23 protein-coding genes are annotated in these 22,125 nt (G+C 38.1%); 11 read left to right on the forward strand and 12 right to left on the reverse strand.

Going from position 1 to position 22,125, the window contains the following annotated elements:
• The first annotated feature begins 10 nt into the window (after positions 1–10).
• The 5 genes from KIV10_RS10285 to KIV10_RS10305 all read left to right on the forward strand — a co-directional run bounded on the left by KIV10_RS10285 (position 11) and on the right by KIV10_RS10305 (position 4,197).
• Complete coding sequence (locus KIV10_RS10285; protein WP_214113426.1) at positions 11–1,171, forward strand: MFS transporter; 1,161 nt, start codon at positions 11–13, stop codon at positions 1,169–1,171.
• 63 nt (positions 1,172–1,234) lie between these two features.
• The gene (locus tag KIV10_RS10290; protein ID WP_214113427.1) at positions 1,235–1,696 is read left to right on the forward strand and encodes an META domain-containing protein; all 462 of its coding nucleotides are present in this window, start codon (positions 1,235–1,237) and stop codon (positions 1,694–1,696) included.
• 155 nt (positions 1,697–1,851) lie between these two features.
• Complete coding sequence (locus KIV10_RS10295) at positions 1,852–2,775, forward strand: J domain-containing protein (RefSeq protein WP_214113428.1); 924 nt, start codon at positions 1,852–1,854, stop codon at positions 2,773–2,775.
• Complete coding sequence (locus tag KIV10_RS10300) at positions 2,775–3,065, forward strand: chaperone modulator CbpM (RefSeq protein ID WP_214113429.1); 291 nt, start codon at positions 2,775–2,777, stop codon at positions 3,063–3,065. The genes KIV10_RS10295 and KIV10_RS10300 overlap by 1 nt, the downstream gene beginning before the upstream one ends.
• 85 nt (positions 3,066–3,150) lie before the next feature.
• The gene (locus KIV10_RS10305; RefSeq protein WP_214113430.1) at positions 3,151–4,197 is read left to right on the forward strand and encodes a phosphatase PAP2 family protein; all 1,047 of its coding nucleotides are present in this window, start codon (positions 3,151–3,153) and stop codon (positions 4,195–4,197) included.
• 34 nt (positions 4,198–4,231) lie between these two features.
• Here KIV10_RS10305 and ychF read toward each other — a convergent pair whose 3' ends face one another.
• Complete coding sequence (gene ychF / locus KIV10_RS10310) at positions 4,232–5,326, reverse strand: redox-regulated ATPase YchF (protein WP_214113431.1); 1,095 nt, start codon at positions 5,324–5,326, stop codon at positions 4,232–4,234.
• A gap of 165 nt (positions 5,327–5,491) precedes the next feature.
• On the opposite strand from ychF, the gene KIV10_RS10315 reads away from it, so the two are divergent.
• A complete protein-coding gene (locus KIV10_RS10315; protein WP_214113432.1) occupies positions 5,492–5,974 on the forward strand; it encodes a hypothetical protein in 483 nt (160 codons plus the stop codon).
• A 57-nt stretch (positions 5,975–6,031) separates the two neighbouring features.
• Here KIV10_RS10315 and KIV10_RS10320 read toward each other — a convergent pair whose 3' ends face one another.
• The 6 genes from KIV10_RS10320 to KIV10_RS10345 all read right to left on the reverse strand — a co-directional run bounded on the left by KIV10_RS10320 (position 6,032) and on the right by KIV10_RS10345 (position 13,364).
• Positions 6,032–6,274, reverse strand: coding sequence for an alpha/beta hydrolase family protein (locus KIV10_RS10320; RefSeq protein ID WP_214113433.1), 243 nt, complete (start codon positions 6,272–6,274; stop codon positions 6,032–6,034).
• Positions 6,275–6,293: 19 nt separating this feature from the next.
• Positions 6,294–6,725, reverse strand: coding sequence for a hypothetical protein (locus KIV10_RS10325; RefSeq protein WP_214113434.1), 432 nt, complete (start codon positions 6,723–6,725; stop codon positions 6,294–6,296).
• A gap of 54 nt (positions 6,726–6,779) precedes the next feature.
• Positions 6,780–8,630 (reverse strand): DNA topoisomerase IV subunit B, encoded by a 1,851-nt coding sequence (locus KIV10_RS10330; protein WP_214113435.1) that lies wholly within the window; start codon positions 8,628–8,630, stop codon positions 6,780–6,782.
• 147 nt (positions 8,631–8,777) lie between these two features.
• Positions 8,778–10,217 (reverse strand): glycosyltransferase family 39 protein, encoded by a 1,440-nt coding sequence (locus KIV10_RS10335; RefSeq protein WP_214113436.1) that lies wholly within the window; start codon positions 10,215–10,217, stop codon positions 8,778–8,780.
• Positions 10,218–10,384: 167 nt separating this feature from the next.
• Positions 10,385–11,833 (reverse strand): glyceraldehyde-3-phosphate dehydrogenase, encoded by a 1,449-nt coding sequence (locus tag KIV10_RS10340; RefSeq protein WP_214113437.1) that lies wholly within the window; start codon positions 11,831–11,833, stop codon positions 10,385–10,387.
• Positions 11,834–11,969: 136 nt separating this feature from the next.
• Complete coding sequence (locus KIV10_RS10345) at positions 11,970–13,364, reverse strand: trypsin-like peptidase domain-containing protein (RefSeq protein ID WP_214113438.1); 1,395 nt, start codon at positions 13,362–13,364, stop codon at positions 11,970–11,972.
• Between the two features lie 260 nt (positions 13,365–13,624).
• On the opposite strand from KIV10_RS10345, the gene dapF reads away from it, so the two are divergent.
• From dapF to KIV10_RS10365, 4 genes are all read left to right on the forward strand, one after another.
• Positions 13,625–14,398, forward strand: a complete 774-nt coding sequence (dapF, locus tag KIV10_RS10350) for a diaminopimelate epimerase (RefSeq protein WP_214113439.1) — start codon at positions 13,625–13,627, stop codon at positions 14,396–14,398.
• Positions 14,395–14,919: a GNAT family N-acetyltransferase gene (locus KIV10_RS10355; RefSeq protein ID WP_214113440.1), complete on the forward strand. Its 525-nt coding sequence runs from the start codon at positions 14,395–14,397 to the stop codon at positions 14,917–14,919. Before dapF ends, KIV10_RS10355 begins: the two co-directional genes overlap by 4 nt.
• A gap of 20 nt (positions 14,920–14,939) precedes the next feature.
• Complete coding sequence (mltG, locus tag KIV10_RS10360) at positions 14,940–15,983, forward strand: endolytic transglycosylase MltG (RefSeq protein ID WP_214113441.1); 1,044 nt, start codon at positions 14,940–14,942, stop codon at positions 15,981–15,983.
• Positions 15,984–16,108: 125 nt separating this feature from the next.
• Positions 16,109–16,756 carry a peptidoglycan-binding protein LysM gene (locus KIV10_RS10365; protein WP_214113442.1) on the forward strand — a complete coding sequence of 216 codons (648 nt, stop codon included), beginning with the start codon at positions 16,109–16,111 and terminating at the stop codon, positions 16,754–16,756.
• Positions 16,757–16,761: 5 nt separating this feature from the next.
• On the opposite strand, the gene KIV10_RS10370 is transcribed toward KIV10_RS10365, so the two are convergent.
• The 4 genes from KIV10_RS10370 to dnaA form a co-directional block, all read right to left on the reverse strand.
• Positions 16,762–17,475, reverse strand: coding sequence for an SAM-dependent methyltransferase (locus tag KIV10_RS10370; protein WP_214113443.1), 714 nt, complete (start codon positions 17,473–17,475; stop codon positions 16,762–16,764).
• A complete protein-coding gene (locus tag KIV10_RS10375) occupies positions 17,476–18,855 on the reverse strand; it encodes a PQQ-dependent sugar dehydrogenase (RefSeq protein WP_214113444.1) in 1,380 nt (459 codons plus the stop codon).
• Between the two features lie 50 nt (positions 18,856–18,905).
• Positions 18,906–19,346, reverse strand: a complete 441-nt coding sequence (locus KIV10_RS10380; protein WP_214113801.1) for a low molecular weight protein-tyrosine-phosphatase — start codon at positions 19,344–19,346, stop codon at positions 18,906–18,908.
• A 109-nt stretch (positions 19,347–19,455) separates the two neighbouring features.
• Positions 19,456–20,883: a chromosomal replication initiator protein DnaA gene (dnaA, locus tag KIV10_RS10385; RefSeq protein WP_214113445.1), complete on the reverse strand. Its 1,428-nt coding sequence runs from the start codon at positions 20,881–20,883 to the stop codon at positions 19,456–19,458.
• A 206-nt stretch (positions 20,884–21,089) separates the two neighbouring features.
• Here dnaA and KIV10_RS10390 point away from each other — a divergent pair, with 206 nt between their 5' ends.
• Complete coding sequence (locus tag KIV10_RS10390) at positions 21,090–21,491, forward strand: acyl-CoA thioesterase (RefSeq protein WP_214113446.1); 402 nt, start codon at positions 21,090–21,092, stop codon at positions 21,489–21,491.
• 7 nt (positions 21,492–21,498) lie between these two features.
• Here KIV10_RS10390 and KIV10_RS10395 read toward each other — a convergent pair whose 3' ends face one another.
• Positions 21,499–22,116 (reverse strand): IMPACT family protein, encoded by a 618-nt coding sequence (locus KIV10_RS10395; RefSeq protein ID WP_214113447.1) that lies wholly within the window; start codon positions 22,114–22,116, stop codon positions 21,499–21,501.
• Between the last annotated feature and the right edge of the window lie 9 nt (positions 22,117–22,125).

A 22,125-nucleotide genomic window follows, 5' to 3' on the forward strand; every position in this document is an offset into this window, starting at 1 on the left:
CACTGTAAAAATGACCCCTAAACTCACCAACTCCATATTGTATTTAATGAGTATTTCTGCTGGACTTGTGGTGGCAAATCTCTATTATAATCAGCCATTGCTTCATGAAATTGCAATAGCGTATGGAGTGAGTGAAAGTGAAGTAAGCAGCGTTGCGCTCACCACGCAATTGGGTTATGCATTCGGTTTGCTTTTCATTATTCCACTTGGTGATAAGGTTAGCAATCATAAAATTTTGCAGTTGGATTTTGTGGTTATGATTCTTTCGCTTTTGGCTGCGGCCATATCTCCCTCGCTGATTTATTTGATAATTAGCAGTTTTTTGATTGGATTTTCCTCTGCCATTCCGCAGCTTTTTGTTCCTATGGCAGCACTATTGAGTGATGATGCCGGCAGGGGACGGGCCATTGGTATTGTAATGAGTGGACTGTTAATAGGCATCTTGGGAAGCCGGGTAGTAAGTGGTTTGGTGGGCGAACAGTTTGGTTGGCGATCTATGTATTACATTGCGGCGGTAATGATGGTTCTTTTATTTGTTCTGCTGAAATATAAGCTCCCCAAAATATATCCCCGCTATTCAGGTAGTTACGGAAGCCTTATGAAATCCATTCTCCATTATTTTAAAACTGAACCCGCCTTGCGTCTAGCATCGCTGCGGGCGGCGCTTTCCTTTGCGGGTCTCAGTGCTTTTTGGACTACATTGGTTTTTTTAATGGAAGATTCCTTTAATTATGGAAGCGGAGTTGCTGGTTTATTTGGATTATTGGGAATTGTGGGAGCACTTGCCGCAGCTGCGGTTGGCAAGATGAACGATAGATACAGCAAACATAAAATAATTGTGGTTTCCATTGGATTGTTAATACTTTCGTACGCCATTTTTATGGTTTCCGCACATTCGCTTTTAGGCCTGGTTGCCGGAGTAATTCTGGTAGATTTGGGACAGCAGGCACTACATATTACCAATCAAAACATTATATTTTCCAAAAATCCTGAGGCGAGAAATCGGGTGAACACCGTTTACATGGTTTCTTTTTTTATCGGTGGCGCGCTGGGCACAATGTTGGGTGCCTTTGCTTGGGAACATTATAAATGGCTGGGTGTTTCTGGGCTTGGCTTGATACTTTCGGTGTTGATTCTCATAGTTCATTTTATTTTTAGAAAAGTAGCATGACTTCAGAAGAAAAAATATTGAAACTGAATTTTAATAGAAATATAAACCTTTAAATAAATTATTATGAAACTTACATTAATTGCGGTATCCATTTTTACACTTTCACTATTATCCTGCGGAAGCGGAAGTACTGAAAGGGCAGCACAGCAAACCGAAAAAACAATGGAGCAAAACACGATAACCGAAAAATATTGGAAACTGAAAACCCTCAATGGGAAGGATGTTGTTATGGGTGAAAATCAACTGAAGGAAGTAAATTTCACGCTGAAGAATGCTGAAAATAGAATCTCCGGTTTCGGCGGATGCAATGAATTTTCGGGAAAATATACGTTAGCGGATGGAAATTCTATTTCTTTTTCTGAAATAATCAGTACCAAAATGTATTGCGAGAACCCTATGTTCAATGAATCTGATTTTTTCAAAATGTTGGGACAGGCAAAAACATACGAGGCTGATAAAGATATGCTCACGCTACAAGATGCCTCCGGAAAAAAGTTGGCAACCTTTGAAGCCATTTACTTTTAGCGAGTTGTTAGTTTCTGGAATGGCAAAACCACTCGCAAGGTTTTGAAAAACCCTGTAGGTATAAAAACTGGACTGCTAAATTTTTGTGAAGAATTTTCATTTAAAAAAATGAATACCAATACTTTTTATAATTTCATACCACGAACAAAAAACCAATGGAATTTATAGATTATTACAAAGTACTGGGGCTTGATAAAAAAGCCACCCAAGCGGATATCAAGAAAGCTTACAGGAAATTGGCTCGCAAGCTTCACCCAGATTTAAACCCAAATGATAAAGAAGCTCAGCAAAAGTTCCAACAGCTTAATGAGGCAAATGAAGTGCTGAGCGATCCTGAAAAACGAAAAAAATACGATCAATACGGCAAGGACTGGCAACACGCCGATGCTTTTGAAGAAGCTCGTAAAAATCAAGGTTCGCAAGGATTTGGCGGCGGTTTTGGAGGACAGCGTACTTATTCTGGTGGCGGACAGCAATTTGATGAAAGTCAGTTTTCAGATTTTTTTGAAAGTATGTTCGGCGGCGGCGGTTTCAGTCGCGGTGGTGGAAGTAGGCGGCAGACCTCGCAATTTAAGGGTCAAGATTTAAGTGCCACGTTGCGTTTGAATTTGACCGATATTTTGGAAAACCAAAAGCAAACGATAAATATCGGCGAAAAGAAAATTCGACTCACAATTCCCGCAGGAGTTGAAGACGGACAAACCATAAAAATTAAGGGGTATGGCGGTGATGGAATGAATGGCGGACCAAAAGGCGATTTGCTGATAACCTTTGAAATTTTCAACAATACACGCTTCACCAGAGTTGGCGACGATTTATATTCTTCCGAAGAAATAAACTTATATACCGCGCTTTTGGGTGGCGAAATTACGGTCGAAACATTGACGGGTAAGGTTAAATTGAATGTGAAACCGGAGACCCAAAACGGGACGAAGGTCAAATTGAAAGGCAAGGGATTGCCCAAATATAAAAAGGATGGACAACACGGAGATTTATATATTACATATAACATAAATATTCCCAAGAATCTATCGGAAAAGGAAAAGGAATTGTTTACTGAACTTTCAAAATTGAGATAATGGCTACAAAAAAATATATTTTGGTAACACAGTATTGCCAGCACGCAAACGTGGAGATAGCTTTTCTTGAAAATCTGCACGAATATGGATTGGTTTTAATGGAGAAAAAAGATTCTGAAAGTTATATCAATGAGAATGATATTTCAAAAATTGAAAGGATGCTTAGGCTTCATAAGGATTTATCCATCAATTTTGAAGGATTGGACGTTATCGATAGCATGCAGAAAAGGCTTCGACAGATGGAAAAAAAGATGAAACTTCTTCAGCAAAAACTTGACTTTTATGAATAAAATCAAATCAAAATGTGGTGCTTATATTTTAAATAAAAGTTAAACCATAATTTCTGTATTTGCCTTCTCTATATCTTTAACCCCTATGAAAAAACTCTTTACAATATTGGCGTTTGCCGTTTCGGCCATTACATTCGCACAACAGGATTCAATTAGATCCCAATACTATTTCAACACCGCAAATCCCACTTTAAAGGATACTATACTAAAATCGAAAGGCCTATCGCCTTCGCTTTCAAATCAGACTTCTTTGGTTAATACATCCGCAAATACTTCTGTGAATGCAGCAACAATTAATTCATTAAATGCGAATTTCAAAAATGAAAATGATGCGTATACAATTGAAGGCAGCAATTCTCCGTATGAATGGAAATGGGTACGTGATGGAATTTGGACTGGTGCGGCACTGGGTGCGAGTTATTTTGGTTTGACACTAATTCAGGATAAAGACGATCTACCAGAAAGTGAAAGAGCTGCATTTTTAAATGAAGCAAGTCTCCAAGAAAAAATTGACAACATCAATTTTCTTGATAGGTGGGTAGCCGGAAAACACTCTGAAAATGCGAACAGCATCAGCGATATCCCTTTTGCAATTTCCTTTGCTGCTCCTTTCGCATTGCTCTTTGACGATGAAATAAATGACCATACGGGACAATATATTGGTATGTATATTCAAAGTTTGGCAACCACGGCTTCCATTTACACCATAACAGCAGGTTTGGTAAACCGAAGTCGCCCATACGTATATGACAATAGTGGAGATACTTCAGAAGATAGAAGATTTAAAAACAATGGCCAACGTTCATTTTACTCTGGTCACGTTGCTGCTACTGCTACAGCAACTTTTTTCGCGGCAAAGGTTTACAGTGATTATAATCCGGATGCGAATGGGAAAGTATTTGTATGGGCAGGGGCTGCTGCTTTACCGGCGGCTGTTGGGGTCTTTAGAATGGAAGCTGGTCAACACTTTTTAACCGATGTACTTTTAGGTTATGCTTTGGGAGGCGTTACTGGAATTTTGATACCTGAGATGCACAAAAAGAAAAACGATAATATTGATATTTACCCTAGTAGCGGAACCACATTTTTGGGCGACCCCTATAGAGGAATGGCGTTGAGCTATCGATTTTAGAATAAAAAAAATCCCGCAGATGGCGGGATTTTTTTTACACATTAAATCTGAAATGCATTATGTCTCCATCGTTAACAACATATTCTTTTCCTTCCACGCCCATTTTTCCGGCTTCCTTGACTTTATTTTCACTACCGTAATTTACATAGTCATCATATTTTATTACTTCTGCCCGTATAAATCCTTTTTCAAAATCTGTGTGGATTACACCAGCCGCTTGCGGAGCCGTTGCACCAATGGGAATGGTCCACGCCCTGACTTCCTTAACGCCTGCAGTGAAGTAAGTTTGTAGATCCAGAAGCCTGTATGCGCTTCGGATCAATTTGGCAGAACCTGCCTCGTCCAAACCTAAATCCTCAAGAAACATTTGTCTTTCTTCAAAAGTTTCCAATTCTGTAATATCAGCTTCAGTTCCCACGGCTAAAACTAAAACTTCGGCATTTTCATTTTTTACCGCTTCCTTCACTTTTTCAACATATTCATTTCCGCTTGCGGCAGAACCCTCATCAACATTGCAAACATAGAGAACGGGTTTATCGGTAATAAATTGAGAGTTGATAATAAACTCCTCGCGTTCGGCTTCAGATAATTCAATAGCTCGAACTGAAATTCCTGCTTCAAGGCCAGCTTTCACTTTGAGTAGCGCGGCCTCTTCTTTTTGAGCTTCTTTATTGCCAGTTCTAGCAGCGCGTTTCACTTTTTCAAGTTTTTTGTCCACCGTTTCCAAGTCCTTCAATTGAAGTTCAATATCTATAGTCTCTTTATCTCGAATGGGATTAACACTACCATCCACGTGCACGATATTATCATTGTCAAAACACCGTAACACATGTAGAATTGCATCGGTTTCACGAATATTACTCAAAAATTGATTGCCTAAACCTTCCCCTTTGCTCGCGCCTTTTACCAATCCAGCGATATCAACAATCTCAACAGTAGCTGGCATAACGCGTTCGGGTTTTACCAGTTCTTCCAATTTCAATAAACGTTTATCCGGAACGTTGACAACCCCAACATTTGGTTCTATGGTACAAAATGGGAAATTGGCACTTTGTGCTTTCGCATTTGAGAGACAATTAAACAATGTTGACTTTCCAACATTTGGCAATCCTACAATTCCTGCTTTCATTACATTAATTTTTGAGGGTGCAAATATACATCTTCAAACTAAACTTTTGCTGAACTCCCGCCATCCTTTCTTTAAAAAGTTTAGGTTTTATTTAGATAAAATTTTGCAAGAACTTAACTATTATCCTAGTAGTTTTACTTCACAAAACATTAATAACCAATAGTTATGAAAAAAATATTGATGAGTCTTGCAGTAGCAACATGTACTGTTGCTGGAGTGCAAGCACAAGTAAACAAAACCGTTAAACAGGAATCTACCGTAAAGAGGGTTGTTACCAAAGAAGGTAGTGAAGTGAAAGTTAAAGAAATAAAAGACACTAATACTGAAGCCGGTGCCGTAATTGTAGAAGGTAATAATGAAACAAATCAAGAATTTCGCGAAGCTACAGTAAAGGGTCAAAATCAAGATGTTGTCGTGGACGATGTAAATATCAATGCTGCCAATGAAGAAAAGCTAATGGCTATTAAGCAGAGACAACAAGCCGAACTTGAAATGGCCATAAAAGCCCAAAAAGAAAAAAATGAAATGGAGGCTGAAAGAATTCGCGCTGAGAAAAAGGCCGAACTACAAAGGCAAATGGAAGAAAAAAGGGCAATGCTTGAAAGAAGACCTGAAGGAATGTCTAAACTTAGCTCAAACAGGGATTAATCTGTATTAGCTAATTTTTTAAAGAGTCTGTTTCAATAATCTGAAACAGACTCTTTTTTATTTGAGTAATTTTATCATCTCTCTCTTGTAAATTGGTGTATTTTCAAGATTATGCCCACCCATAGGCACCGTTACAAAATTGACTTGTTCTTTTGGAAGGATCTCATTCAGTTTCACGCTATTTTCGTAGTTGACCACCTTGTCCTTCTTCCCGTGAAATATGATTACCGGGCATTTTACATCTTTAATATATTCGTGAGTTGGGAATTCATATTTTAAGTTTATAGTTTCAAGTTTCAAATTCGAATAATTCGATATTTTATTTTTGAATGATATAACGAAAAGATTCAGCATTTTTAATAATTTCTTCACCATTCAATAAAAATTTCTCAACAACTAAGGTATCAGAACATTCACCCTTATTAACACATATTGTGAGATTTAAAATATCTGTTTCTACATCATTTAGTTTCAGTAAATAATCTTGACCAGATTCCATATCTGTATAATCCAAATAAAGTATAATCTTCCCTTCAGTTTCTTCGAAAATCAGCTGAATATTTTGGTTTCCACGTGTAAGCGTAATTTCTGAAGGTTTATAAATATTTTCTTCTCCAAGTAATGAATTACCGTCTATATCTTCAATTGAAATGCTTATTTGTGGTATCAGTGGGAAAATATTCTCACAATCATCGTTACCACAAGAAAACATTATAATAAAACTTAAAATTATTATAATTTTATTTCTCATAATTTAAATATCTTCCTAAACTAAATACCAACTGCCATTGGAAACTGAACACTTTCACTCCTCAACCCTATCCAACTCCACCTTCAAATTATCAATAATAAACTCCTGCCTATCGGGCGTGTTTTTTCCCATATAAAACGAAAGCAATTCCTCAATGCTCATCGTTTTGTCGAGCATCACGGGATCGAGACGGATGTCGTTGCCTATAAAATGCACAAACTCATCTGGCGAGATTTCACCCAAGCCTTTAAAACGTGTGATCTCTGGCTTTGGTTTTAGCTTTTCTACGGCGTTTATTCGCTCCTCTTCGGAATAGCAATAAATGGTTTCCTTTTTATTTCGAACTCGAAACAACGGCGTTTGCAGAATGTATAAATGACCTTCCTTTATCAATTCAGGAAAAAACTGCAGGAAAAATGTAATTAAAAGTAAACGGATGTGCATACCATCCACATCGGCATCGGTGGCGATAACGATATTATTGTAGCGCAAATCTTCCATGGAATCCTCTATGTTCAATGCCGCTTGTAAAAGATTGAATTCCTCGTTTTCGTAAACGATTTTTTTAGTCATTCCGTAGGTGTTCAACGGTTTTCCACGCAGTGAAAAAACGGCCTGCGTATTTACGTCCCGACTTTTGGTGATGCTTCCGCTCGCGGAATCTCCCTCGGTAATAAACAACGTAGATTCCAGATTGCGTTCGTTTTTAATGTCCTGCAAATGCACACGGCAATCGCGCAGTTTTTTATTGTGAAGGTTGGCTTTCTTTGCGCGGTCCTTCGCAAGTTTTCGAATCCCGCTCAGTTCCTTCCTTTCCCGTTCAGCTTGGACTATTTTCCTTTGAATGGCATCCGCTGTCTCAGGATTTTTATGCAGAAAATTATCCAGCTGGGTTTTTACGAAATCATTTATGAACGTGCGCACGGTTGGCAGATCGCCGCCCATATCGGTTGAGCCAAGCTTTGTTTTGGTCTGGCTTTCAAAAACCGGTTCCATCACCTTGATGCTTATGGCGGCAACAATGGACTTTCGCACATCGCTGGCATCGTAATTTTTATTGAAGAATTCGCGGATTGTTTTCACCAATGCTTCCCGAAAAGCAGCCAAATGCGTTCCGCCCTGAGTGGTGTTCTGACCGTTTACGAAACTATGATATTCTTCGCTATATTGCGTTTTACTGTGCGTCATCGCAATCTCGATGTCATCACCTTTCAAATGGATTATTGGGTAAGCACTATCCTCTTCGGAAATATTTTCGCTCAAAAGATCCTTCAATCCGTTTTCGGAATGGAATTTTTCACCGTTGAAATCTATCGTAAGCCCCGGATTGAGGTAAACGTAATTTTTCAGCATTTTCTCCACATATTCATTTCTGAATTTGAAGTTTTTGAAAATGCTTTCATCCGGAATAAAAACTACTTTAGTTCCCTTTCGCTTGGTCGTTTCCTCAACTGGTGCTTCATTTGTCAATTCACCCAAGGAAAATTCCGCCGCTTTCAATTGGTTGTCGCGAACGGACTCCACTTTAAAAAATACCGAAAGCGCATTCACAGCTTTGGTTCCCACACCATTAAGACCAACAGATTTTTTGAACGCACGGCTATCGTACTTTCCGCCAGTGTTCATTTTTGAAACTACATCTATCACTTTTCCCAATGGAATTCCGCGGCCGTAATCGCGAACTTTTACTTCTTTGTCCTTGATGCGCACCTCTATGGTTTTTCCTGCGCCCATTACAAATTCGTCGATGCAATTGTCGATAACTTCCTTTAAAAGGATATAAATTCCATCGTCCGGCGAGGAACCATCGCCGAGTTTCCCGATGTACATTCCCGGACGCATTCGGATGTGTTCCTTCCAATCGAGCGAGCGTATATTTTCTTCGGTATATTGCGTTTCGGCCATAAAGATTTGGTGTAGGGTTGCTAATATAAATATACGGGAGCACTTGTGAAACCGATACTTGGGAAAGTAATCAACAAGAAATTGATGTGAATTGTTAACATTTTAAACTTTGCTTATTTCATTCAATATCATTTTATGAAAAAAATGTCAAAGGTTGGGATTTTCATATAAAGCGATAAAAACTCCTAATTGTGAATACTCTTGTTTTAGAGACCAAGTTTTAAAAATAATGTCCAAGGTTTCATCGGTCATCGTATTTTCTATGTTGCTCATTATAATGTATTTATCCTTATTTATATCGGGATAAGGAAAATAGCTGAAATTGGCACTATTTTCAAGAGCGGTATTCTCTGTGGTGTTAATTCTCACATAAGTGCCAATTTGACCTTTTGGGATATTATGGTTATCAATATATTTTAGCATCTTCTTTTCAATAGAAAAATAGTTTAAATGGGCAAATGAACTATCCCACGCCTGCGCAATTTTAGGAGGATAAATCCAGAAATGCCCAGAAATCAAACCAATTGATACCACGGGAATAAGCCATTTTTTAATATTGATTTGGTTTTTTTCATCGTAAAATAAATTTACAAATAAGATCATTGCTAAAATATAGGCGATCATTAAATACCGAGGACCCGCTGGATTGCTGAACGGCACAATTCCAAAGAAAAAAACAATTACAAAAACTATTAACATTAAAAATGTTTTATGTGTCTCGCCATTAAATCTTATAGCTTGTTTTCGATATTTCAACAGTAAAATTGATAAAGGCACAATGATAAAGACCCTACCAAAGTCAAGATAGAATTTTATATAAACAAGCACATTTTTTGCTATAGATTGAAACGTTGCCACTTCTCTGTGCTTTGCGAAATTTGTTTGTTTTGTAATAATTGCCCATCCTATTTCGTGATATTGATAAATAGCAAAAAGTAGAAACGTTATTAAGCCGCTTACATATGCAAAAAGTTGTGTTTTCGAACTTTTTATATAATGATTTCTATATAATACCCAGTGGCAGATACCTAAGGCAAAAAATATATAAACGCCCCGCAAATTTGTCAATAACGCACCCGCCAATGCTATGGCAAGCAATAGTGATTTATTTTTCAGAATAGCATTACAGCCCAATAAAGTGAAAAATAGAAGTAACATATCATTGTTCAAACTTGTGGTCTGGGCCAGTAACGTGGGCTCTAAGCAAATAAAAAAGAAAAGTAACATCGAAACATTTTTCGCGAATAAGGATTTTGCCAAAATGAAGAGTTGGTAAAATACCCCCATAGTAACGAGAAGTAACAATAGCCTTGATACCCAAAGGGATCTACCGAATATTTTCCAGATTAGCGCCAAACTCGTAATCCATAGTGGCGGATGGCCAGAGTTCATAGTGCTAGGAACAATGAAACTGCTAAAATTGTTTTCAAAAATCCAATTCGCGCGCCAAAATTTAGATAAGGCATCCCAAAAAAAAGGAATATCTAGGGTTAGAAAATATTCTATTATTAAATAAAGATAAATTGGAAAAAGATATTTTGCCTTTTCTGAAACAACTATTTTTTTGAGAAACTTTAAAAAAGACATCTACAGGATATTGATATGAAATTTGAATAATTTTTTAAACCGTCAATTAATTCAAAATCAACAAATAAAAATTTTATTGCATATAGAACCAATTTTAGACTTTTAACGAGGTTGATAAATAATAAAACTCCCGCTGAATCACAGCGGGAGCAAATTTTTTATTATGATTAATAATAAGTAAACCTGCGAACCTTTGCAATGTATTTTGCCAAGCGCATAACCTGGTGGCTGTAGCCGTACTCATTGTCATACCAAACATACAGTACCACGTTTTTGCCATCCTCCGTTACGATAGTTGCGTTGCTGTCATATATTGCAGGAGCTGAAGACCCTACAATATCGCTAGATACCAATTCATTGCTAAGGGAGTATTTTATTTGTTCTACCAAATCTCCTTCGAGGGCGTATTTCTTCATCGTAGCGTTTATGCTGTCCACAGATGTGGTGCCTTGGACTTCCAGATTTAAAACTACCAAGGATCCATTAGGTACTGGGACACGGATGGCGTTGCTGGTAAGTTTTCCGGCAAGCGATGGCAATGCTTTTGCCACTGCGCTTCCTGCACCGGTCTCGGTAATAACCATATTAAGTGCAGCTGCCCGACCACGACGGTATTTGCTGTGCATGTTGTCCACCAAGTTCTGGTCATTTGTATATGCGTGGATCGTTTCCAAATGCCCACGTACTACTCCGAAGGAATCTTCTACCGCTTTCAAAATGGGTGTTATTGCATTGGTGGTACAGCTGGCCGCGGAAAAAATATCTATTTTTTCTGGGTCATAATCGGTATGGTTTACACCGTGAACGATGTTTGGCACACCTTTGCCGGGTGCGGTCAATAACACTTTTGCAGCACCCTTGGATTTCAAATGTCTGCTGAGTTCCTTATCGTCGCGAAAAGCACCCGTGTTGTCAATAACCAAGGCATCCTCAATTCCGTACTGCGTATAGTCGATTTCCTCTGGATTGTTGGCCGAAATTAAGTGAACGGTTGTTCCATTGATTATCAACGCATTATTTTCAAGGTCTGTGCGGACTGTTCCGGGAAAATCTCCGTGAATGGAATCATACTGAAGTAATGATGCGCGTTTATCCAAAACGGTTTGATCCATTTTTCCACGTACCACAATGGCACGAAGTCGCAATTGGTTTCCTTTGCCAGTACGTGTCATAAGCTCGCGGGCCAAAATTCTTCCTATTCTTCCAAAGCCATATAGTACCACATCTTTTGGAACAATGTTTTTGGTTTCCTTGGCATTTTTCAATTTATCTGAAACAAAAGCCAAGGCATTTGAGTATTTATCGTCTTCTAAATGGAACTCGTATGTAAGTTTACCAATATCCAATTTTGCAGGAGGCAAATCCAGGGTTTTTATGGCTTGGGCAATTTCAACGGAATCAAAAATTGAGATTGGCTTTTGAACAAATTCCCCAGCATATTCATGCAGGTTCAAAATTTCGCTTACGTTTCTATCAATAAGCTGGTTGCGGAATAGTACCAGTTCTATGGATTTATCATACCATAGGTCGCTCACGATTTTAATAAATTCTACGGAAGCTTTTCGGCGGTCTGTTTGAAAAGAAAGTTCTTTTTCGTAAACGTCATCAAAACTCATAAGGAAGGATTTTTAAGAGGGTTTAAAATTGGTGCAAAAATACTCATTTCAAACGTTTTCAGCTTATAATATTTCAAAATAAAAAAGCTGCCAAAATGTGTACATCTTGTCAGCTTTAATCTAATTGTATGAGATTCTATCTAAAAATAAAGGAATTCATATTTCCTTTACTATCCATAAAAGTCATTTTTATGGGTGTTCGGGGATCGCGCTGGCTCATAATTTTCTTTACATCATCAATATCGTTAACAGCATTGTCATTTATTTGGGTAATGATAATACCTTCAAGTTTATATTGTGCAATGTCTGGCGTGAGCGCGCGTGTTACGGTTACGCCATTTTTCAGCCCTCTGTTTTTTAGTTCTGCCGAAGTGGTATTTTTCACCTCGAGGCCAAGGTCGTCTATTGAGAACGTTTCCAATTTCACAAGTGTAACGGGAATTACTTTTTCATTTCCATCTCTTAAAACAGTAACTTCAACTACATCATTCGGTCTTTTGGAACCCAGATAACCGGAAAGATCGGCAAATTTTGTTACGCGATATCCATCCAATTGTTTAATAATGTCACCTTGTTTTATACCCGCTTTGTCCGCACCGCTTCCTTTTTCAATACCGCCTACGAAAACTCCCTCTGCAGTGCTCAAGCCGTATTTTTCAACAAAATCTGAATTGAGATTGCCAACTTGAATACCTAAAATTCCACGTTGTACGTTACCGTATTCCATAATATCCTCAATAACTTTTCTTGCATTATTGGAAGGTACAGCAAAGGAATAACCCACATAACTACCCGTTTCTGATGTGATTGCAGTGTTTATCCCTATCAATTCACCGCGTGTATTTACAAGCGCGCCGCCACTATTTCCACGGTTTACAGCAGCATCTGTTTGAATAAAGGATTGCGGATTGCCATCAAATTGGTTGAGATCACGCGCCTTCGCGCTAATAATTCCCGCCGTTACGGTAGACGTTAAATTGAATGGATTACCAACGGCCAGAACCCATTCGCCCAATTTGATATTATTTGAATCCCCAAAAGGAATGTATGGAAATTCATCGCTGCCATCGATTTTTATCAGGGCGATATCAGTCATTGGGTCCGTACCTATCAATTTTGCGGTGTAGGTTCTATTATTGTTTAAGGTAACTTCCAGGTTTGTGGCATTGGCAATAACGTGATTGTTTGTTACAATGTAACCGTCTGGCGAAATGATTACGCCACTACCGCTACCTACCATTTCCCTGGGCTGACCGCCACCTTGGAAATATTCAAAGATATTGGTGGGTCTCGTGCTTACCGTTGTGTTTTTTACGTGGACCACGGCGTGCACACTTTTGTCAGCCGCTTGTGTGAAATCGGTTTCCATCGCATTTTCCATTCCTGTATAATTTGTGGGAATGAAATTTGAAGAATTTGAATTTTGGGGCGCAAAAGAAATTGTTTCGTCTTTCTCCAGCAATTTGTAGCCACCTAAAGTCGCCGCACCGGCTACAAGCGCGACTAAAAATAAACGAATTGTCTGTTTCATTTTACGAAAAATTTTAAGTTATAAAAGGTTTTAATATGCAAAGGTTATAGCAACACACTTACATTTTATTATTAACTTGAATCCATTCCAACAGAAAGTTGGGGAATGAATTCCAAATTTTGAAGAATTCTTTTTTTAAAACAGCTCAACAAAATTAACTACTGTAACTAGAAAATAGTATGCCAAAATCCAGCTTTTAACTTCCATTTAACGCGGTAAATAATTCTATTCCCGAAAGTGCTTTTTATATCTTTGCGGCAATGGAAATCACATTTTATAAATATCAAGGTACCGGAAATGATTTTGTGATTATTGATAATAGAAGTCTATTCTTCCCAAAATATAATACCGAATTGGTCTTACAAATGTGTGATAGAAAATTCGGTATAGGTGCGGATGGTCTTATACTTTTGGAAAATCACCAAGTAAATGATTTCAAAATGGTCTATTATAATTCTGATGGAAAAACAAGTTCCATGTGCGGTAATGGAGGCAGATGTATAGTGCATTTCGCAAAATTTTTAAATATCATTTCAAACCGAACAACCTTTGAAGCTATAGACGGTTTGCACGATGCAACCATCACGGAAGATTGGGTCTCGCTAAAAATGAATGATGTTGAAAGGGTTGATGTATCAGAAAAATTCACATTTTTGAATACCGGGTCGCCTCATCACGTGCAGATGGTTCACAATCTTTTAGAATACAATGTTTTTTCTGAAGGAAAAAGAATTCGTAATAGTTACGGTAGTGAAGGTTCAAACGTAAATTTTGTGGAGCAGGAGGGAAGTGATCTTTTCGTTGTGCGTACCTATGAGCGTGGCGTCGAAAACGAAACGCTTTCTTGCGGTACGGGAGTCACGGCGGTTGCCATAGCGATGTTTGAAAATGGATATACTTCTGAAAATAAAATTTCAGTGAAAACTCCGGGTGGAAATTTAAAGGTGAATTTCGACAAAAGTGAAAATGGCTACCGAAACATTTTCTTGGAAGGTCCGGCAAAACAAGTTTTCAAAGGAGTTTGGAAAATATGACACTCAGGGGAACAAAAATATTCTTAAGGGCATTAGAAGTTTCAGATCTTGATTTTCTGTATGAATTGGAAAATGATGAGACTCTTTGGGAAGTGAGCAATACCACAACCCCGTATTCCAAATTCGTTTTAAAACAATATCTTGAAAATGCTCACCGTGATATTTATGATGTAAAGCAATTACGCTTGGTAATTTGTGAAAAGGAAACAAATTTATCCATCGGTTTTGTGGATTTATACGATTTTGATCCAAAACATAAAAGGGTTGGGTTGGGAATCGTTATTTTTTCTGAAGAAGATAAACAAAGGGGTTTTGCTGCTGAAGCGATACATCTTATTTCAGAATATGTTTTTTCCCATTTGGACGCACATCAAATTTTTGCGGGAATAACGGAGGATAATCTAGGCAGTATTCGGCTATTTGAAAAATGCGGTTTCAAAAGGACGGGAGAAAAAAAAGATTGGATCTTTTCAAACGGGAAATTTAAAAATGAATATTTGTACCAATTATTAAATCACTAATTTCCAATTTTTAAGCCGCTATGTATATTAAAAAGATTCTAGTAATAGTAGTTTTAATGGGTGCCGTCGCTATGGGTGCATTTGCGTGGTATGTTTACAGTGTGGCGTTTTCAGGAAATACGGCATTCAATAATAAGGAAGCGCACGTTTATATTCCTTCAAATGCCACAATTGAAGATGTAATCGATGAACTTGAACCATTGCTGCGGGATACGGGATCATTTTACGCCGTGGCAAAACAAAAGCAATATATAGGAAATATTAAGCCGGGCCATTTCATCATTACGCGTGGAATGACGAACAATGATATTATAAACACGTTGCGAAGCAGGAATATTCCCATTAATGTGAAATTCAATAACCAAGAACGATTGGAGGATCTCGCAGGGCATATTTCACAGCGTATTGAGGCGGATAGTCTTTCGCTGATAACCGCAATGCGTGATTCAAAATTCTTACAGGAAAATAATCTGGATGAGAATACGGCACTTTCCCTTTACATTCCAAATACCTATGAATTTTACTGGAACAGTTCTGCTGAAACTTTTCGCGATAAAATGAAATTGGAATACGAGCGATTCTGGAACGAAACAAGAACTGAAAAGGCAAAGAAATTGAATTTAACCAAGCAACAAGTAATTTCGCTTGCCGCAATCGTGCAAAAGGAAACCGCAAAAGTTGATGAGCGTCCACGCGTGGCAGGTGTTTACATCAATAGGTTAAAAAAAGGAATGCTCTTACAGGCAGACCCCACCGTAATTTACGCAATGAAAAAGGAAAGTGGTGATTATAGCCAAGTGGTTAAACGGGTTCTTTATAAGGATTTGGAACTGGATTCGCCTTACAATACATATAAATACTCAGGAATACCACCAGGACCCATTACAATGCCCGATATTTCTTCGATTGATGCAATCCTTACTCCTGAAAATCACGACTATTACTTTTTTGTCGCTGATGTTTCTAATTTTGGCTATCATAAATTTGCGAAAACACTTGCGCAGCACAATATAAATAAAGTGGAATACGTTCGTTGGTTGAATAATCAAGGTCTGAATAGATAGGGTTTGTAACGTATATATTTCTTTTCACATATATTTAACGGCTTTATAATCAGATTTTTAAAATATGTTGTATATTTGCGCGCTTAAACACAGAGGTGCATTTTACTTCTGATTTTTAAACAAGAATGAAAAAGAATATTTATCTAATTGCAGTTTTGCTTGTTGTTACACTACTTGTAGGGACAGGTTTTATTTCAAGAGATAGCTTTGATTTTTCAGCTTACAGTACTGAAGGGTTAGAGTTAAACTACAATGTTCCCACAGAGGCAGAAATTTCAGAATTTGCTGCTCCTGTTGCACCCAAATACTACTTGTTTTTGGGGAAAACCTATGTAGGTTTTAAAGAAGCGCTTGGCTTTAAAGAATCCCGTGGCAATTACCACATCACAAATCCGTTTGGATATATGGGGAAATATCAATTTTCAGCTGCCACTTTGCGAATTTTAGGCATCAAGAATTCTGATAATTTCCTCTATGATACCCGCCAACAGGAAGCAGCATTTTTGGCTTATACATCGTTGAATAAGTGGGTATTGCGGAAGGATATTAAAAGATATTCCGGTAAAAAAATTGCGGGAATAAAGGTGACCGAATCTGGAATACTTGCCGCGGCACATCTTGCGGGGGCTGGCAATGTGAAAAAATTCCTTAGAACCGCAGGCGAGGATCGCTTTGAAGATGCCAACGGAGCTTCAATCCGTTATTATTTGAAGAAATTTTCGGGTTATGATACTTCACATATCGTTCCCAATCGAAGACCTATGGTAATGTAATTTGCCTAAAGTTGATGGATTATAAATAAGGTGGGCCTTTTGTGAAGGTCCACCTTTATTTTTTTCCAAAGTTCTGCCGAAGCGGTTTTTATATATTCTGAAGGAAGCGTAATATCGCAGGCCACGCAAATTTTAGTTTGTGGATGCAGATTTTCAATTAGGCTGGACAGCATTTGGTTGTTTCGGTATGGTGTTTCAATAAAAAGTTGGGATTGATCCTTTTCTTTTGAAAGTTTTTCAAGCCTTTTTATTTCCGCTTTTCTTTCGTGTTTATCAATGGGCAAATAGCCATTGAAAGCAAAATTTTGACCGTTAAAACCGCTCGCCATCATAGCCATCAAAATTGAGGAAGGACCAACTAATGGAATCACCTTTATATCCTGTAAATGTGCAAAATGGACTACTTGTGCGCCCGGATCAGCAATTCCTGGACAACCGGCATCGCTAATTACGCCTACGTCAAAACCTTCCAAACAAGGATTTAACATGGCTGGAATTTCTTCTTCTACCGTGTACTTATTTATTTCCTGAATTTTTAGAGCAGATTGCTTTTTTTCAGGTAAAATACTTTTAATGAATCGGCGCGCGTTTTTTTCGTGCTCAACAATATAATGATCAATTTGTGATACTGCAGTTTGAACAGATAAAGGCAGAATAGTCATTGGTGAAACGTCACCCATAGGGCACGGAATTAAATAAACGCTTCCTTTTTGTTTCATTTAATTTATTACCAGTTTTTTAATAGCAGTAGCGCCATTTTCCGATTCAATTTTAGCAACATAAATTCCACTGTTCAAATTTGAAGCTGAAATATTTACATCGGAAACTGAAAGATTTTTTTCAGATATAAGAACACTTCCCTTTAAATCCACAATTTCAATACTTGAGATTTTTTCGTTCTTCATTGAAATCGTGAAATTATCTTTGGTAGGATTTGGAAAGATTTGCACATCAGCTAAATTAAAATCTTCCGTTGCCAATGTTCCCCCCAATACTTTATATATACTGCCGCTGCTTATATCAACAATATACAGTTCTTTGTTTACATCTTCGCCGAATGAAACCCAGTTTCCGTTAAAATTGCCGTATTCTTGCATGTTTCCTGCATCGTCAATGGTGCCAATTAAACCGCTGCAATAATCTGCATAAAAATAAAGTCCCTGTATATCAGAATATACAGAACCGCGATAAACGTAACCGCCAGTTACTGAGCAATTTCCAGAGCCTGAGCCAGAGGAGTATTCGCCGAAAGGAAAAGTAAGGTCACTGGCAGGTGGGCAATTTGCTGTATTGAAAGTTTGTGAACCTTCATAGCAGCGCCAGCCGTAATTCAACCCAGCTTCGGTTACACTGGCTCTATCCAATTCTTCCACTTCACCTTGACCTACATCACCAATCCAGATATTATTTGCCGTGAAATCAAATGAAAACCGCCACGGGTTGCGAAGTCCATAGGCCCAAATTTCCTGTGCTGCCGAAGGATTACTGGCAAAAGGATTATCGGCAGGGATTCCGTAATTATTTCCTCCGGAAGGATTATCTACGTCAATCCGCAATAATTTTCCCAATAGAAGTTCAATATTTTGTGCACGATTACCGGGATCACCGCCGCTACCGCCATCCCCGGAAGAAATATACAAAAACCCATCCGGGCCAAAAGCAAGATTTCCACCGTTGTGGTTTGTGAAGGGCTGCGCATAATCCAAAAGGGGCAGTTCTGAGCCAGCATCAGCAAGATCGGGATTGCCGCTGTCCACTGAAAATCGTGAAATCTGTGTGTCGCCATTTGGTTTGGTATAATTCACATAAAAGAAGCCGTTATTGGCATAATCGGGGTGAAACGCGAGACCTAATAAGCCTTGCTCGCCACCGCTCGAAATGGATGAAGAGATATTGAGAAAGGGTGTAGCATTTATGGAACCGTCTGCTTGGATGATTTTTATTCTTCCGCCTTGCTCCACTACAAATAAACGCTCATCGCCAGCATTCTGAATGTGCAGCGGCGAAGAAAAACCATTTTTGAAAAGTTCAATATCAACATCTTGTGAAAAACCTATCGCACAAAATAGTAACGGGAAGAAAAGTATTAATTTTTTCATAGCTCAATTTTTTTTAGTGAATTACTAATGTACACAAAAAGAGTGGATTATTAGTGGGAAAGTTTTTTTGCGATCTTTATACATGCTTCGTCCAGCATTTTGTAAATGTTTTCAAATCCCTCATTTCCGCCTAAGTAGGGATCGGGGACATCCACATTCTCACCTGGAAAAATTTCATCCAAAATTAGTTTCACCTTATCTCTCTGATGATCATCTTCCGCGAGGGCCAAAACATTTTTTTTGTTTGAATTGTCCATTACATATATATGGTCAAATTCATCAAAATCTTTTTTACTGAATTGCCTTCCGCGTTGGGAGGTAATATCAATCTTGTTTTTTTGCCCTATTGCAATACTTCGTTTATCCGGTAAATCTCCCACGTGCCAGTGGCCCGTACCAGCGGAATCTACATAGACTTTAGTAGTATCTACTTTGGATTTAAGGATACCTTCCGCCAATGGCGATCGGCAAATATTACCTAGGCATACCATTAAAACTTTTACTTTTTCCAAAATGGATATAGATTATTTATGAAAAGAATTTCTTAAAAAACAAAGAAGCTTGACTTTAGAATGCAATAGAAATTTTTAATTGTGCTATTTACAGCGTAAGTTTTTTGGTCAAATCATCTACGTATTTTCGAAATTGTTTGTCCGTAGTTGATAGATTATCAACGGTTTTGCAAGCATGAAGCACAGTAGCATGGTCGCGTTGGCCTATTTGGGAACCAATGGAAGCGAGCGATGCTTTGGTGAATTTTTTCGCGAAGAACATAGCGAGCTGTCTGGCCTGTACAATATGTCTTTTTCTTGTTTTGGATTGCAACGTATTCACATCCATTTGAAAATAATCACTCACCACTTTCTGTATATAATCTATGGAAACCTCACGTTTGGTGTGCTTCACATAGTTATCAACAATTCTACGGGCGAGGTCTATAGTGATTTCGCGCTTATTGAAAGAGGAATGGGCAATCAATGAAATAATGGCGCCTTCCAGTTCGCGGATGTTTGTTTTAATGTTATTCGCCAAAAACTCTACAATATCCTCGGGCATTTCCACACCGTCTCTATATAGTTTGTTTTTAATGATTGCAACGCGCGTATCATAATCTGGATGGTTCAATTCTGCGGAAAGTCCCCATTTAAAACGCGATAGTAAACGTTGCTCAATATCTATCATATCCACGGGCGCCTTGTCGCTGGTCAAAATAACCTGTTTCCCGTTTTGGTGCAGATGGTTGAAAATGTGAAAGAAAACATCCTGCGTTCCAGCTTTTCCAGAAAGCAATTGAATATCATCAACAATCAACACATCAATTATTTGATAGAAATGAATGAAATCATTTCGATTGTTCTTTTTTACGGATTCTATGTACTGTTGCGTAAATTTTTCAGCAGAAATATAAAGAACGGTTTTTTCGGGATATTTGTCCTTGATGTCAACACCAATGGCGTGTGCCAAATGGGTCTTCCCCAAACCAACGCCCCCAAAAACCAATAATGGATTAAATGAAGTTCCGCCGGGTTTGTTGGCAACTGCTAAACCTGCACTGCGGGCTAATCTATTGGATTCGCCTTCCAGAAAACTATCAAAATTGTAATTTGGGTTGAGCTGCGATTCTATTTTTACATTCCGTATTCCCGGAATAACAAATGGATTTTTAAGTTCCGGACTTTTATTTTTCAGCGGCACATCCACTTCTTGGGATTGCAGGTTGCTTCGGTTTGCACTCGGTATTTTTTCAGTAAATGGCTGCTTGTTTCCGTAGGTATTTTCCATCCTAATTATGTAAACAAGTTTTGCCGTGGGGCCCAACTCCTTGGTAAGCGCTACTTTCAGTATTTTTACATAGTGCTCCTCAAGCCATTCGTAAAAAAACTTACTCGGCACTTGTATGCTAAGCGCAGTATCTGTAAGCTTTACGGCGTTAATTGGTTCGAACCAAGTCTTGTAAGCCTGTGAGGTAATATTATCTTCAATGAAGGCCAAACAATTGTTCCAAACCGATTCCGCAGTTTTGCTCATAGTAAGTTATTGAGTTTTGTTTTTTTAAAAAAAGGGCGGCCAAAAAATAGGGAAAAGAGTATTTCCGCGATATCTTCTAACAGTGCAAATATGTGAACAAAAAAGTTTAAAAAAAAACTGGAGTTGGGTTGAATTTTTACTTTTTTTTCCGCATACTTCCCTTTTGCTAAAACTACAAAAAAAGAATTTCTTATAACCTAAAAATCGTGAAGAATACAGCTACAAATATAAGGGTTCGCTATGGCGAAACAGATCAAATGGGCGTTGTGTATTATGGAAATTACGCCCAATATTTAGAACAGGGAAGGACCGAATGGCTTCGTGAATTGGGCTTTTCCTATAAATGGATGGAGGCAAATAACGTCCATCTTCCCGTTGTACACCTTACTATAGATTATAAACAGCCCGCCTACTATGATGATGTTTTAACGGTGAAAACAACATTGAAGCAAATGCCCACCGCAAAAATTGAATTCTATTACGAAATCTTTAATGAAGCTGGCCAACTTTTAATCACTGCCGAAACGGTTTTGGTATTCGTGAACAGCACCACCAAAAAATTGATGCGCGCCCCGGACTATTTGATGGAAAAATTAAAAGAGAAATAAGGCAAAACTATTCCTCTTTCTTTTTTATGGAAACTTTATAGGTTCCATCAAAAATTTGAAAAACCTTTTCGGCCTCCTTTTGCCTTACGGAGATTTCCATCTCGCAATCCAGCAGCATGGTTTGGGATTCCATGGAAATATTCTCTTCCTTAATAATGCGCATTACGGTATTCATTTCTGGGTATTCAAATTTCAAAATAAAATGTTCATCAATGGTCTTTTCAACAATTTTTGAAATTTCCAGCGTCAATTGTGCTGAGGTTTTATAAGCCTGTATCAATCCGCCCACACCTAGTTTTGTACCTCCAAAATAACGAACAACCACCACCAAAATATTTGTAACATCAAAAGATTGCAATTGCCCATAAATTGGCATTCCAGCGCTATTGGATGGCTCACCGTCATCATTCGCCCTGTAGTTTTCGTATTTTTTTCCCAATTGCCAAGCATAACAAAAGTGGCGCGCGGTGTGGTGTTTCTTTTGAAGTTTTTCAATACAATGCTTTACATCCTCTTCAGAAAAAATAGGGAACGCATACCCAAAAAACTTGCTTCCTTTTTCTTTAAAAAGCGTTTCTTTTGAAGGTTTTAAAATCGTTTTGTACGTATCCCTTTTTGTTGTCAAAATTTACTT

The organism is Aequorivita echinoideorum, assembly GCF_018476645.1.
Classification (GTDB): Bacteria; Bacteroidota; Bacteroidia; order Flavobacteriales; family Flavobacteriaceae; genus Aequorivita; species Aequorivita echinoideorum.